This window comes from Aeromonas sp. FDAARGOS 1402, assembly GCF_019046925.1.
Classification (GTDB): domain Bacteria; phylum Pseudomonadota; class Gammaproteobacteria; order Enterobacterales; family Aeromonadaceae; genus Aeromonas; species Aeromonas caviae.
This window is the reverse complement of sequence record NZ_CP077201.1, coordinates 2,839,145-2,851,739: the sequence shown is the minus strand read 5'-3', so window position 1 is coordinate 2,851,739 and position 12,595 is coordinate 2,839,145. Positions and strand designations below refer to the sequence as shown.

Sequence of the window (12,595 nt, the reverse complement as noted above, 5' to 3'; positions counted from 1 at the left end):
CTGACGAGGCAACCATCATGTTCACGACCCGACTTCGCGCCCTGCTCCGTCCCCTGATGGCCGCTGTCCCCCTGCTGCTGGCCTCCCCGCTCCACGCCAATGACGCATCGTGGCAGCAGACCCTGCTGGCCGCCAGGGGACAAACTGTCTACTTCAACGCCTGGGGGGGCAGCCCCGAGATCAACGCCTACCTGGTGTGGGCCAGGCAGGAGATCGCTCGCCAGTACCAGGTCGAGCTGGTGCAGGTGAAGGTGGATGACATCGCCCAGAGCGTGAGCCAGTTGCTGGCCGGCAAGCAGGCTGGCAAGACGTCGAACGGCCCCATCGACCTGCTCTGGGTCAACGGCGAGAACTTCAAGGCGCTCAAGGAGCAGGGGCTGCTGGGGGCCCCCTTTACCGACGAGCTGCCCAACATGGCCCTGGTGGACACCGCCCTGCCGGTGAGTGAAGACTTCACCGTGCCGGTCGAGGGGCTGGAGGCCCCCTGGGGCATAGGCCAGCTCAATCTGATGGTGGATGGCGACCAGGTAGACGCACCTCCCACCTCGGCGGCCGCCCTGCTGGCCTGGGCCAAGGCTCACCCCGGCCGCTTCACCTACCCCAAGCCTCCCCAGTTTCACGGCTCGAGCTTTCTCAAGCAGATCCTGCTGGAGCTGACACCAGATCCGGCGCCCCTCTACCGGGAGGCGACCGATGCCGACTTCCGTCGCGTCACCGCCCCTCTCTGGGCCTGGCTCGACCAGCTTCACCCCGCGCTCTGGCGAAAGGGCAGGCTCTTCCCCACCGGCGCCGCCGAGACCAGGCAGTTGCTCGATGACGGCGAGCTGGCCATGGCCATCAGCTTCAACCCGGGGGAAGCCCAGAGTTCGGTGCAAAACGGCACCCTGCCCCCCACCGTCCATGCCATCGCCATGGAGAAAGGGGCGCTCACCAACAGCCATTTCCTCGCCATCCCCTTCAATGCCTCCGCCCGGGCCGGGGCCAAGGTGGTGGTCAACTTCCTGCTGAGCCCCGCCGCCCAGGCGCGCAAGAGCGACCCCGCCTTCTGGGGGGATCCCAGCGTGCTGCGCCAGGAGGCGCTGCCAGGCCAGACCCGTCCGGCATTGCGCTTCAAGGGAGTGGCAGAGCCCCACCCCAGCTGGCAGACCCGGCTGGAAGCGGCCTGGGCCGAGCGCAACGGCCACTGATCCATCATGCAGGCGCGCGCCCCTCTTCTCCTCCTGCTGCCCTTTTTGATGCTGGGAGCCCTGCTGCTGGGGATCCCGCTCGCCGGGGGTATGCTGTTGCTGGTCATCGAGGGGCTCACCCCCGCCAATCTATCCCTCTTGCTCCCCCAGCCCGGACTCTGGCACTCCGCAGGGTTGAGCCTCTGGGTGGCGGGGGCCTCCACTCTGGGGGCCCTGGCCGTCACCGCCCTGCTGCTCGCCCAGGGGGACGGGCGTCTCTGGATGCGCTGGCTGCGCCGCCTGCTCTCCCCCCTGCTGGCGCTTCCCCACGTCGCCTTTGCCATCGGCATCGCCTTTCTGATCGCTCCCTCCGGCTGGCTGCTGCGCCTCGTCGCCCCCCTGCTTGACCTCACCCATCAGCCCCCGGACTGGCAAACCCTCAAGGATCCCCGGGGGCTTGGCCTCATCGTGGTGCTCATCCTCAAGGAGACCCCCTTCCTGCTGCTGATGGCGCTGGCGGCACTGGATCCCGCCAAGGTGGCGCGCCAGCAGTGGCTGGGGGCCAGCCTCGGCTTCAGTGCCCCCCGGATCTGGTGGCGCCTGCTGCTGCCCGCCCTCTGGCCCGCCCTGCGACTGCCCCTCTACGCGGTGGCCGCCTATGGTCTGGCGGTGGTGGATCTCGCCCTGCTGCTGGGGCCGGATGCCCCGCCGCCCCTGGCGGTGCGACTCTGGCTCTGGTATCAGGATGCCGACCCCGCCTGGCGCGGCGCCAGTGCCAGCGGCGCCCTCTTGCTGCTCGCCCTCAACCTGCTGCTGCTTGGCGCCCTCAGGCTGCTGGAGCGGACCCACCTCACCCTCGGCAAGGCACGCTGGCTGGATGGGCGACGCGCCCCCGCCTCGCCCTGGCCCGCACTCATTGCCCGCATCGGCGTGTGGGGGCTGCTCCTGACCAATCTGCTGGTGCTCGCCGCCCTGCTGTTCTGGTCCCTGACCCGGCGCTGGTCCTTTCCCGCCCTCTGGCCGAGCGAATGGAGCAGCCACCACTGGCTGGCTCTGCTGCCGAGCCTGGGCCCGCTGCTGTGGCAGAGTCTGTGGCTGGCCCTGCTCTGCGCCGCGCTCTCCCTGCTGCTGGCAGTGCTCTGCCTCGAGGCGTTGCCTGCGCGCCGCGCCACACGCACACTCTGGCTTGTCTGCCTGCCTCTGCTGCTGCCCCAGGCCAGCCTGCTGTTTGGATTGCGCCTTCAGACCGACGGGCTGGGATTCACTGGCATAGGCCCAGGCTGGGTACTCTGGAGCCAGTTGATCTTCGTCTTTCCATACGTCTATCTCTGCCTGCACGGCCCCTATCGCCAGTTCGACGAGCGCCTCACCCGGGTGGCCCTCACGCTCGGGGCCAGCCCCTGGGGGGCCTGGTGGCGAGTCAAGGGTCCCCTGCTAGCCCGTCCCCTGCTGTTCGCCTTCGGTGTCGGGGCGGCGGTGAGTCTGGCCCAATACCTGCCAACCCTGCTGTTCGGGGGCGGGCGGGTCATCACCATCACCACGGAGGCGGTGGCCATCGGCAGCGGCCTCAACCGGCGGCTGGCGGGGCTCTACGGCCTGCTGCAACTGCTGCTGCCCCTGTTCATCTATGCCCTGGCGCTCTGGCTGCCGCGGCGCATCAACCCCGCCCTGAGGCCCTGACCCGATGCTGCATACCTCCGCACTCACCCTCTTCCTCGACGGCGCCCCCCTGCTGACGCTCCCCCCCCTCAGGGTGGCCCCGGGCGAGGTGCTCACCCTGATGGGACCGAGCGGCTGTGGCAAGAGCTCCCTGCTGGCGGCCCTGGCGGGAGTGCTGCCACCCGGGGGGCCCATCCGGCTGGCCGGGGACATCCTGCTCGGCGCACATCGCCTCACCCCGCTGCCCCCCCAGGAGAGGGGCGTCGGCATCCTGTTTCAGGATGACCTGCTGTTTGCCCACCTGACGGTGGCCGAAAATCTGATGTTCGGCATGCCGGCGCATCTCAAGGGGATGGAGGCAAGGCAGACCCGGGCCCGCGAGGCGCTGGCCGAGGTCGGGCTGGAGGCTCAGGCGGACAAGCTGCCAGGGGCGCTCTCAGGCGGCCAGAAAGCCCGCGTCAGCCTGCTGCGTGCCCTGCTGGCCGAGCCCAGGGCATTGCTGCTGGACGAGCCCTTCTCCCGCCTCGACAAGCCGCTGCGGGCGGCATTCAGAACCCTGGTGTTCGAGCGCCTGCGCACGCAGGCCATCCCCGCGCTGCTGGTGACCCACGACGAAGAGGATGCGCCGGGCACCATCTTGCAGCTGATCCCCCCAGCCATCCCAGAAGAGGAGCACCACCTTGTTTGATCGCCACCTGATCCCGGTTATCCGCCGCCCCCTCGCCGCGCTCGCCCGCCCCCTGTGCCGGGCCGGGGTGAGCGCCAACCAGGTGAGCCTCGCCGGCTTTCTCATCGGCATGCTGGCGCTGCCGCTGCTGGCCTTTGGCTGCTATCAATGGGCGTTGGCGGCGATTCTGCTCAACCGGCTGCTGGACGGGCTGGATGGCGCCGTGGCGCGGGAAATGGGCATCACCGACTGCGGCGGGTTTCTCGACATCACGCTGGATTTCATCTTCTACGCCGCCGTGGTGCTGGGCTTTGCCCTCGCCGACCCGGCCAACGCCCTGGCCGCCGCCACCCTGCTGTTCGCCTTCATGGGCACGGGATCGAGCTTTCTGGCCTTTGCCATCATGGCGGGCAAGCGGGGCATCGAGAGCCCCGTCTACCACCACAAATCCCTCTACTATCTGGGCGGGCTCACCGAGGGGAGCGAAACCATCGCCCTCTTCGTGCTCATGTGCCTCTGGCCCGCCGCCTTCGTGCCACTGGCCTACGGTTTTGCCCTGCTCTGTGCCATCACGACCCTGACCCGGATCTGGAGCGGCTACCACTCCCTGCGCTGACGGGATCCCGGGGGATGCGCCGGCACGGAGCACTTGCGCCTGCACGCCAATGTTTTACCATGACGGCACTCTTTTTCAGGCTCACGAGAACCCTATGCGTCGCCTTGTCTGTGTCCTCTCCCTGTTTCCCCTGATCTACGGCTGCAGCAGCACGCCGGCGCCCAAGCCCGTGGTCAAACCCCAACCCAACAGCGCCTTCATCAACCAGACGCCGCCGAGCAAACCCTTCTACGGACAGGTGAGCCAGCCCGGGGTCAGCAAGGGGGACTTCGCCAATCGTTCCAACGTGGACAACTTCGTGCAGCGGATGGTGCAAAAGCACGGCTTCGACGGCGCCGAGCTGCACCGGGTACTGGCCCAGGCCGAGCGTTATGACTGGATCATCAAGCTGATGGACGCCCAGGCCCCCACCACCAGACCGCCCACCGGCCCGACCGGCGCCTGGAACCGCTACCGCGCCAAGTTCATCACCCCGGACAACGTACAGAACGGCGTCAACTTCTGGCGTGAATACGAGAGTGAACTCAACCGGGCGCAGCAGATCTACGGGGTGCCACCCGAGATCATCGTCGGCATCATCGGGGTGGAGACCCGCTGGGGTCGGGTGATGGGCAAGACCCGCATTCTCGACGCCCTGGCGACCCTGGCATTTGACTACCCGCGCCGCGCCGACTTCTTCACCGGTGAGCTGGAAGCCTTCCTGGTGATGACCCGGGATGAGGGGATGGATCCCACCGAACCCAAGGGCTCCTATGCCGGGGCCATGGGCTACGGCCAGTTCATGCCGTCGAGTTTTCGCAACTACGCGGTGGACTTCAACGGCAACGGCCACACCAACCTGTGGGATCCGGTGGATGCCATCGGCAGCGTGGCCAACTACTTCAAGGCCCACGGCTGGGAGAAAGGGCAGCCGGTGGCAGTACGCGGCCAGGGACAGCTGCCGGGCTATGAGCACGGCTTCCAGACCCGCTACCCGGTAGCCACCCTGCGCGGTGCCGGGCTGGCTCCCACCGGCTCCCTTGGCAATCACAAGGAGGCGAGCCTGCTGCGTCTGGATGTCGGCACCGGTTACCAGTACTGGTACGGCTTGCCGAACTTCTACGCCATCACCCGCTACAACCACAGCACCCACTACGCCATGGCGGTATGGCAGCTTGGCCTTGCCGTCAGGGATGCCAGAGGCGGCTACTGAGTCAGCCTCAATGCCAACGAAAACGGGCCCGATGGGCCCGTTTTGCTATTCGTTTTCCAGCAACCAGCGCTTGAGCAGGGCCGCCAGCTGCTCCTGTTCGACCAGGCTCAATGGGGCCAGCAGGCGGCGCTCGTTCGCCACGTGCTGTTCCACCGCATGGTCAACCAGCTCCCGCCCCGGCTCCGTCAGGCAGACCAGCAGGCTGCGCCTGTCATCGGGGGAGGCTTCACGTCTTATCAGGCCACGCTGCTCCAGTTTGTCGAGCCGGGCCGTCATGGCCCCTGAACTCAGCATGGCGGACTGGTAGAGCGCGGTCGGAGTCAGCGGCTCGCCGGCCCGACGCAGGGTCGCCAGGATATCGAAATCAGACCCCAGCAGACCGCACTCCTTGAGGGTCTCGCTCACTTCGCGCCCGGCGATCGCCGCCATGCGCGCCACCCTCCCCAGCACCCCCATGGGGGAGCAGTCGAGGTCCGGGCGCTGCCGGGCCCACTGGGCCAGCAGCTGATCTACATGATCACTCTCCATTCGGGCTCCATTATCTTTACATGAAGATACTTGATAATAAACCAACTCGCGGCTAATGTATCTTTACTTAAAGATACTTTATTGCGAGATAACCATGCCACTGCTGATCGCCCTGCTCGCCCCCCTGCTCTGGGGCAGCACCTATGCCGTCGTCAGTCTCTACCTGACCGACTACTCCCCCTACTGGGTGGCCGTGTGGCGCGCCCTCCCCGCCGGGGTGCTGCTGCTGTTGCTCCATCCCCGCAGACCGCCTCTCGTCTGGAGCAGGCAGTTCCTGCTGGCGTTTTGCAACATCACCGCCTTCTTCGCCCTGCTGTTCGTGGCGGCGTTTCGCCTGCCCGGCGCCGTGGCGGGTACGTTGGGAGCGACGCTGCCCCTCATCCTGATGGGGCTGGCCTGGCTGCAAGACGGTGTCAGACCGACGCTCAAGTGGCTGTTGCTGGGGGTGATGGGGCTCGTCGGGGTGCTCTTGCTGCTCAATCCCTCTGCCAATCTGGATCCCGTCGGCGTGGCGTGCGCCCTGCTCGCCACCCTGCTCATCGGCCAGTCGAGCCGCTGGATGCAACGCTGGCCGGTGGACGATCTGCTGGCCCTGACCGCCTGGCAGCTGCTGCTGGGCGGCCTGATGCTGATCCCGCTGGCCTGGTGGCTGGCCGGCCCCATGCCCCTGCCCCGGGCTGACGCCACTCCCGGGCTTATCTGGCTGGTGATCCTCAATACGGCTCTGGCCTACTGGGCCTGGCTCTGGGGACTCAAACGCCATGGCCCTGAGGTGATGGGGATGCTGGCCCTCACCAATCCCATGGTGGCGGTCTCCTGCGGTGTGCTGATGGTGGGAGAAACCCTGGATGGCCGTCAGTGGCTCGGCATCGGCATCATCCTGCTCTCTCTCTTCCTGATGAAGCTGCCGGCCCGCTCTTTCCTCAAGCGCTGGCAGAACCGCAAGGCCGCCACCTGCAGCGTCGACAACGGCTGATCCGCAGTCAACCCGACACAAAAAAAGAGGAGCCACCAGGGCTCCTCTTTCGCATGGGTTGTTGCCGTAAGGGTCAGACGCCGGCCTTGGCCAGGGCGGCGGAGACGATCTGCTGGGCTTCCTGCTGGATGAGGTCCAGGTGCGCCTCCCCCTTGAAGCTCTCCATGTAGATCTTGTAGATGGACTCGGTACCGGAGGGGCGCGCCGCGAACCAGCCATTCTCGGTCACCACTTTCAGGCCGCCGATGGCGGCATCGTTGCCCGGCGCCTTGGTCAACTTGGCGAGGATGGGCTCACCAGCCAGGGTAGAGGCTTCCACCAGGGCCGGATCCAGCTTGGAGAGCACCGCCTTCTGGGCGCTGTTGGCCGGGGCATCGATGCGGCGGTAGCTGGAGCGGCCGAATCTGGCTTCGAGCGCATCGTAGTGGGCCTGGGGATCCTTGCCGGTCACCGCCAGGATCTCGGCCGCCAGCAGCGCCAGGATGAAGCCATCCTTGTCGGTGGTCCAGACGGTACCGTCCTTGCGCAGGAAGGAGGCACCCGCGCTCTCCTCGCCGCCAAAGCCGAACTCGCCGCTGTAGAGACCGTCCACGAACCACTTGAAGCCGACCGGCACCTCTTTGAGGGTGCGACCGATCTCGCCGGCCACCCGGTCGATCATGGAAGAGGAGACCAGCGTCTTGCCGACGGCCGCCCCCTTGGGCCAGCCGGTTCTGTGGGTGAACAGATACTGGATGGCCACCGCCAGATAGTGGTTCGGGTTCATCAGGCCCGCCTTGGTGACGATGCCGTGACGGTCGTAGTCAGGGTCATTGCCAAGGGCAATGTCGAACTTGTCTTTCAGGGCAATCAGGCTCGCCATCGCGAACGGGCTGGAACAGTCCATCCGGATCTTGCCGTCTTTGTCCAGGGTCATGAAGGAGAAGGTCGGGTCGACCTTGTAGTTCACCACCTCGATGTCCAGACCGTAGCGCCTGGCGATGACGTCCCAGTAGGCGACGCCGGAGCCACCCAGCGGATCCACGCCGATCTTGATGCCAGCTTGCTTGATGGCGGCCAGATCCAGCACGTTTTCGAGATCATCCACATAAGGGGTGACATAGTCGTGTTCCACCACGAACGGGCTCTTGAGGGCCTCGGCAAACGGCATCCGCTTCACACCGGCCAGGCCCGCTTCCAGGATCGCGTTGGCGCGGTCTTCCACCCACTTGGTGATCTCGCCTTCGGCAGGACCGCCGTGGGGCGGGTTGTATTTGAAGCCACCATCTTCCGGCGGGTTGTGGGACGGGGTGATCACCACGCCGTCCGCCTGGGCCACGGGTTTGCCTGCGTTGTGGCGCAGGATGGCATGGGAGATGACCGGGGTCGGCGTGAAGCCGAGGCCGGCCTGAATGCGGGTCTCGACACCGTTGGCCGCCAGCACTTCCACCGCGCTGGCAAAGGCGGATTCAGACAGGGCATGGGTATCCATGCCGACGAACAGCGGCCCCGTGATACCGGCCTGCTGGCGGTACTCCACCAGCGCCTGGGTCACCGCCAGAATGTGGGATTCGGTGAAGGCGCTGTGCAGGGCGCTGCCGCGGTGACCGGAGGTGCCGAAGGCGACCCGCTGCTCAGGGCGGCTCATGTCCGGCTTGTTGAGGTAGTAGGCGCTGACCAGACGGGGAATGTTGGTCAGATCGCAAAGACGAGCCGGCTGACCGGCGTGGGAATGCTGTGCCATGGCGTTTTCCTTGAGCTGAGCCTTGCCCGGCAAGGCCTGAAGTCATTGATGGGTTAAACGGCGCCGCACACCCGAGCCGTCAGATCCTCGTCATAACCCATGCTGTTCATGAGCTGGGCCACCATGTTCTGCTTGCGGCTAGTATTGGTATTGGTGATCACCCAGAACGGGGTCTCCGGTACCGGCTTGGGCTTGGTGGTGCTGCCACTGGCACGCAGCGCTTCCGGGTCACGGGAGAAGTAGACGCGCTTGCGCCCTTTTATCTCGGTCGCCTGGGTGAAGCCTTCCGGGTTGTCCCGATAGAGGGTGCTCAATACCAGCATGAAGCGGTTGATGGACTTCTCTTCTTTCTGAAGCTCGCCGGAATCCAGCAACGCCTCCAGCCCCATGGCATCGGCCACGGGTTGCGGTTGCATCGCAGGCGCGGCCGCCACGGTTGCCGTGCCAGCCTGGGCGGGTTGCTCCAGCAGGCGACGCAGGATATCGGACGCACTCTCGCCGATGTGCCGGGTCTGGCTCGCGATAAAGAAGTAGAGATCGTCATCAAGCTCGATGGTTTTCATAGGGATGCGCTGGACTCGTCGAAATTCGGATGCGGCGATTATACATAGGCAGACCCGGCAGCCCAAGCAAGGGGCGGACAGATGTGCATGAATCTCCTTGAGAATACGGCATAATGACGGGCCAAGTGTGTGATCCCCCGCACTGATAGCCGATCCCGGGGCGATATTTTTGAAAAAAAACCACAAAAAAAATCCCCCACCATGAATGAAATCCTTTTCTTTCAGTGTGTTAAAAATTATGGCGATAGAGCCCACGACCGATAAGGTGTCATTTTGCAACAATACCCACGATTGAACTTCAAGGATCAGGGCGAAGGCCCGACTGTCGTGCTGATCCATGGCCTCTTTGGCAGCCTGGACAACCTCGGCCTGCTGGCGCGCCCCCTCAGCGAACAATACCGGGTCATCAGCGTCGATCTGCGCAATCACGGTGCCTCCTTTCACTCGGACGAGATGAGCTACCCGGCCCAGGCGGCGGACATCCTGGCCCTGCTGGACCATCTTGGACTTGAGCAGGTGGCCCTGGTGGGCCACTCCATGGGGGGCAAGGTCGCCATGCAGGTCGCCAAGCAGGCCCCTCACAGGGTCAGCAAGCTGGTAGTGGCGGACATCGCCCCGGTGGCCTATCCCCACGCCCGCCACAAGAACGTGTTTGCCGGGCTCAATGCCACGCTGGCCACGCCCCCCCAGAGCCGCAGCGAGGCGGAAGCCATGCTGGCCGAGCACATCGAGATCGCCGGGGTGCGCCAGTTCCTGCTCAAATCCTTCGCCAAAGGGGAGTCTGGATGGGGGTGGCGTTTCAACGTGCCGGCCCTTGAGCGCAACTACGCCAACATCATGGGCTGGCCCGACGATGAACGCCGCTTCGAAGGCGCGACACTCTTCATCAAGGGGGGCGACTCCGACTATATGCTGCCCGAATACACCGGGGCCGCGATGGCCCAGTTCCCGGCCGCCAGGGCCCGCGTCATCGCCGGCACGGGTCACTGGCTGCACGCGGAAAAGCCGGTTTTGTTCAACAAACTGGTTGTGGATTTCCTGTCGACAGGCGGTTAACAGTTTCAAATCCTTTGTGATATAGTGCGCCCGTCTTAAGGAGTGCGCGCAATCCATGCTGAGTGAACACATCGATCTCATCGAGAGTCTGGGCCTGAAACTGTTCTTCGTGGCCATCTTCCTGCTGATTGGTCTGGCCATTCAGGACGTGCTCAAACGGGGCAATGTGCCCCGCTTCGGCCGCTTCATCGTCTGGCTGGTGCTGTTTCTGGGTTGCGCGGGTTTTGTCGCCAAGGGGCTGATCGAAATGGGCTGGGAAGGCTCAGGGATCGGCTAACTACTTTTCATCTGTGATGTATGGCCAAACAGCAAACTGATCGAACAACACTGGATCTGTTCGCAACTGAGAAGCGCCCCGGCAGGCCAAAGACCAATCCACTCCCCCGCGAGACCCAGCTCAAGATCAACAAGCGCAACCAGCTCAAGCGCGATCGTGAGAACGGGCTGAAACGGGTCGAGTTAAAGGTGGAAGCCGAGTTGCTGGAGCGCCTGAACCAACTTGCGCTGCAACAGAACGTCAGCCGAGCCGAGCTGATCCAATCTATCCTGAAGCAACAGATCGAGTCTGCTCATGCAGCAGGCATCGCAATCTGAACCGTCAAGCATCAACACCAGATACGGGTAACGAAACACTATGGCTAGTGTAGGTCTGTTTTTCGGCAGCGATACCGGTAATACCGAAGCTGTCGCCAAGATGATCCAGAAAGAACTGGGCAAACAACTGATTGAAGTCCGTGACATTGCCAAGAGCAGCAAGGCCGATATCGACAGCTTCGATCTGCTGATGTTCGGCATCCCGACTTGGTACTACGGCGAAGCCCAGGCCGATTGGGACGACTTCTTCCCCGAACTCGAAGAGATCGACTTCAACAACAAGCTGGTGGCCATCTTCGGATGCGGCGATCAGGAAGACTATGCCGAGTACTTCCTCGACGCCATGGGCACCCTGCGTGACATCGTCGAAGCCAAGGGCGCCATCATCATCGGCCACTGGCCGACCGCGAGCTACGAGTTCGAAGCCTCCAAGGCACTGGTGGATGACAAGCACTTCGTGGGCCTGGGCATCGACGAAGATCGCCAACCCGAGCTGACTGCAGAGCGCGTCAAGGGCTGGTGCAAACAGCTGCACGAAGAGATGTGCCTGGGCGAGCTGGAGTGATCTGATCTCCCTCCCTCTTCATGCAACAAGGGCCCCGACGGGGCCCTTGTTGCATCTGCAGCAGGCATTCAGCCCCCCCTGTGCTGGGGCTTGGATCTGACATAGAGGGTGCGCTTCACCTGGGCCACCAGCTCGCCCTGGCCATCCTGCACCTGCACCTCGAACTCGGGAAAGTGCTTCTCCCCCCCCTCGGTCGCCGCCACGATCGATGCCAGCTTGGCGTCGCTCAGGGTGAACTCCGCCACCAGTTTGCCCTTGCCCGGCTTGATGAAATTGATGCTGCCCGCCTTGTCCCACACGTAGTAGCGGTTCTTGAAATAGCCCATCAGCATCAACGGATAGATGGGATCCGTCATGGCGAACATGCTGCCACCGAACTGGGTCCGGTTGGCATTCTTGTTCCACCAGCGGGACTTGAGCGTCACCCGGCAGAAGCGAAAATCGGGGCTCAGGGTTTCTATCTTGATGCCTGCACCCCAGAAGGGGGGCCAGGCGTTGAGGGCGCAGCGCACCCAGGCGGCATTGCCGAAAAGCCAATCCATGGATCTCATCCGACCAGACTATAGAGAAGTCACATAGTATCAACATTCTCTGGTCGAGCAAGCGGGCCTGAATATTCCCATGACGGGCTTGATGAGCTAAAGCCCTTGAATTGCTGGGTTTATTTTTAACTTGGCTACGACCTATAATGACAGGCCAAGCGAGTTCGTGGTTGCCATTACAGCGGCAGTCAATCAGAATAACCACACCTTCGAGAATGCGAATAAATAGAAATGGCAGACAACAACCAAGCGTTAAAAAAGGCCGGGCTCAAGATCACCTTGCCCCGTGTCAAGATCCTGGAAATCCTGCAACAGCCGGACTGCCAGCACACCAGTGCGGAAGATCTGTACAAACGGCTGATCGATCAGGGCGAGGAGATTGGTCTCGCTACCGTTTATCGCGTTCTCAACCAGTTTGATGATGCCGGTATCGTCACCCGTCACCATTTCGAAGGGGGCAAGTCGGTGTTCGAGCTGGCCACCCAGGAGCACCACGACCACCTGGTCTGCCTCGACTGCGGCAAGGTGATCGAGTTCTCCGACGAGGTGATCGAACAGCGCCAGCGCGACATCGCCAAGGCGCACAACATCCGCCTGACCAACCACAGCCTTTACCTGTATGGCCACTGCGCCAACGGTGACTGCAAGCACGACGATTGATTCGGCCGGGTCGGCGCAATAAAAAAGCCAGCATGATGCTGGCTTTTTTATGTCCGCAATCCGGACCAGAAGCGGCAGGGTTTCCCCT

Annotated in this window: 15 protein-coding genes; 11 read left to right on the top strand and 4 right to left on the bottom strand. The window is 63.8% G+C overall.

Annotation, left to right across the window (positions count from 1 at the left end; all coding sequences use genetic code 11):
* Window positions 1–56: 56 nt before the first annotated feature.
* The 5 genes from I6L32_RS13695 to mltB all read left to right on the top strand — a co-directional run bounded on the left by I6L32_RS13695 (window position 57) and on the right by mltB (window position 5,300).
* Window positions 57–1,187, top strand: a complete 1,131-nt coding sequence (locus I6L32_RS13695; protein ID WP_254203902.1) for an ABC transporter substrate-binding protein — start codon at window positions 57–59, stop codon at window positions 1,185–1,187.
* Between the two features lie 48 nt (window positions 1,188–1,235).
* Window positions 1,236–2,846: an ABC transporter permease gene (locus I6L32_RS13690; protein ID WP_202014297.1), complete on the top strand. Its 1,611-nt coding sequence runs from the start codon at window positions 1,236–1,238 to the stop codon at window positions 2,844–2,846.
* Window positions 2,847–2,850: 4 nt separating this feature from the next.
* Window positions 2,851–3,513 (top strand): ATP-binding cassette domain-containing protein, encoded by a 663-nt coding sequence (locus I6L32_RS13685; RefSeq protein ID WP_202014276.1) that lies wholly within the window; start codon window positions 2,851–2,853, stop codon window positions 3,511–3,513.
* Window positions 3,506–4,108: a CDP-alcohol phosphatidyltransferase family protein gene (locus tag I6L32_RS13680; RefSeq protein ID WP_202014268.1), complete on the top strand. Its 603-nt coding sequence runs from the start codon at window positions 3,506–3,508 to the stop codon at window positions 4,106–4,108. Before I6L32_RS13685 ends, I6L32_RS13680 begins: the two co-directional genes overlap by 8 nt.
* A gap of 94 nt (window positions 4,109–4,202) precedes the next feature.
* Window positions 4,203–5,300, top strand: coding sequence for a lytic murein transglycosylase B (gene mltB, locus I6L32_RS13675; protein ID WP_045525304.1), 1,098 nt, complete (start codon window positions 4,203–4,205; stop codon window positions 5,298–5,300).
* Window positions 5,301–5,345: 45 nt separating this feature from the next.
* Here mltB and I6L32_RS13670 read toward each other — a convergent pair whose 3' ends face one another.
* Window positions 5,346–5,828 (bottom strand): MarR family winged helix-turn-helix transcriptional regulator, encoded by a 483-nt coding sequence (locus I6L32_RS13670; RefSeq protein ID WP_010674111.1) that lies wholly within the window; start codon window positions 5,826–5,828, stop codon window positions 5,346–5,348.
* Window positions 5,829–5,922: 94 nt separating this feature from the next.
* Here I6L32_RS13670 and I6L32_RS13665 point away from each other — a divergent pair, with 94 nt between their 5' ends.
* A complete protein-coding gene (locus I6L32_RS13665; RefSeq protein WP_216944006.1) occupies window positions 5,923–6,804 on the top strand; it encodes a DMT family transporter in 882 nt (293 codons plus the stop codon).
* Window positions 6,805–6,877: 73 nt separating this feature from the next.
* Here I6L32_RS13665 and pgm read toward each other — a convergent pair whose 3' ends face one another.
* Complete coding sequence (gene pgm / locus I6L32_RS13660) at window positions 6,878–8,527, bottom strand: phosphoglucomutase (alpha-D-glucose-1,6-bisphosphate-dependent) (protein WP_010674109.1); 1,650 nt, start codon at window positions 8,525–8,527, stop codon at window positions 6,878–6,880.
* Window positions 8,528–8,580: 53 nt separating this feature from the next.
* Complete coding sequence (seqA, locus tag I6L32_RS13655; protein ID WP_010674108.1) at window positions 8,581–9,090, bottom strand: replication initiation negative regulator SeqA; 510 nt, start codon at window positions 9,088–9,090, stop codon at window positions 8,581–8,583.
* A gap of 291 nt (window positions 9,091–9,381) precedes the next feature.
* On the opposite strand from seqA, the gene I6L32_RS13650 reads away from it, so the two are divergent.
* Genes I6L32_RS13650 through fldA form a run of 4 tightly spaced genes read left to right on the top strand, consistent with a single transcriptional unit; the run spans window position 9,382 to window position 11,305 of the window.
* Complete coding sequence (locus tag I6L32_RS13650) at window positions 9,382–10,146, top strand: alpha/beta fold hydrolase (protein ID WP_201925366.1); 765 nt, start codon at window positions 9,382–9,384, stop codon at window positions 10,144–10,146.
* 55 nt (window positions 10,147–10,201) lie between these two features.
* Window positions 10,202–10,423, top strand: a complete 222-nt coding sequence (locus I6L32_RS13645; RefSeq protein WP_010674106.1) for a DUF2788 domain-containing protein — start codon at window positions 10,202–10,204, stop codon at window positions 10,421–10,423.
* A gap of 20 nt (window positions 10,424–10,443) precedes the next feature.
* Complete coding sequence (gene ybfE / locus I6L32_RS13640) at window positions 10,444–10,740, top strand: LexA regulated protein (RefSeq protein ID WP_005325670.1); 297 nt, start codon at window positions 10,444–10,446, stop codon at window positions 10,738–10,740.
* Window positions 10,741–10,780: 40 nt separating this feature from the next.
* Complete coding sequence (gene fldA, locus I6L32_RS13635) at window positions 10,781–11,305, top strand: flavodoxin FldA (protein WP_010674104.1); 525 nt, start codon at window positions 10,781–10,783, stop codon at window positions 11,303–11,305.
* Window positions 11,306–11,373: 68 nt separating this feature from the next.
* On the opposite strand, the gene I6L32_RS13630 is transcribed toward fldA, so the two are convergent.
* Window positions 11,374–11,847 carry a DUF4442 domain-containing protein gene (locus I6L32_RS13630; RefSeq protein WP_010674103.1) on the bottom strand — a complete coding sequence of 158 codons (474 nt, stop codon included), beginning with the start codon at window positions 11,845–11,847 and terminating at the stop codon, window positions 11,374–11,376.
* Window positions 11,848–12,078: 231 nt separating this feature from the next.
* Here I6L32_RS13630 and fur point away from each other — a divergent pair, with 231 nt between their 5' ends.
* On the top strand, window positions 12,079–12,507 hold the full coding sequence (gene fur / locus I6L32_RS13625; RefSeq protein WP_010674102.1) for a ferric iron uptake transcriptional regulator: 429 nt from the start codon (window positions 12,079–12,081) through the stop codon (window positions 12,505–12,507).
* Window positions 12,508–12,595 lie beyond the last annotated feature (88 nt).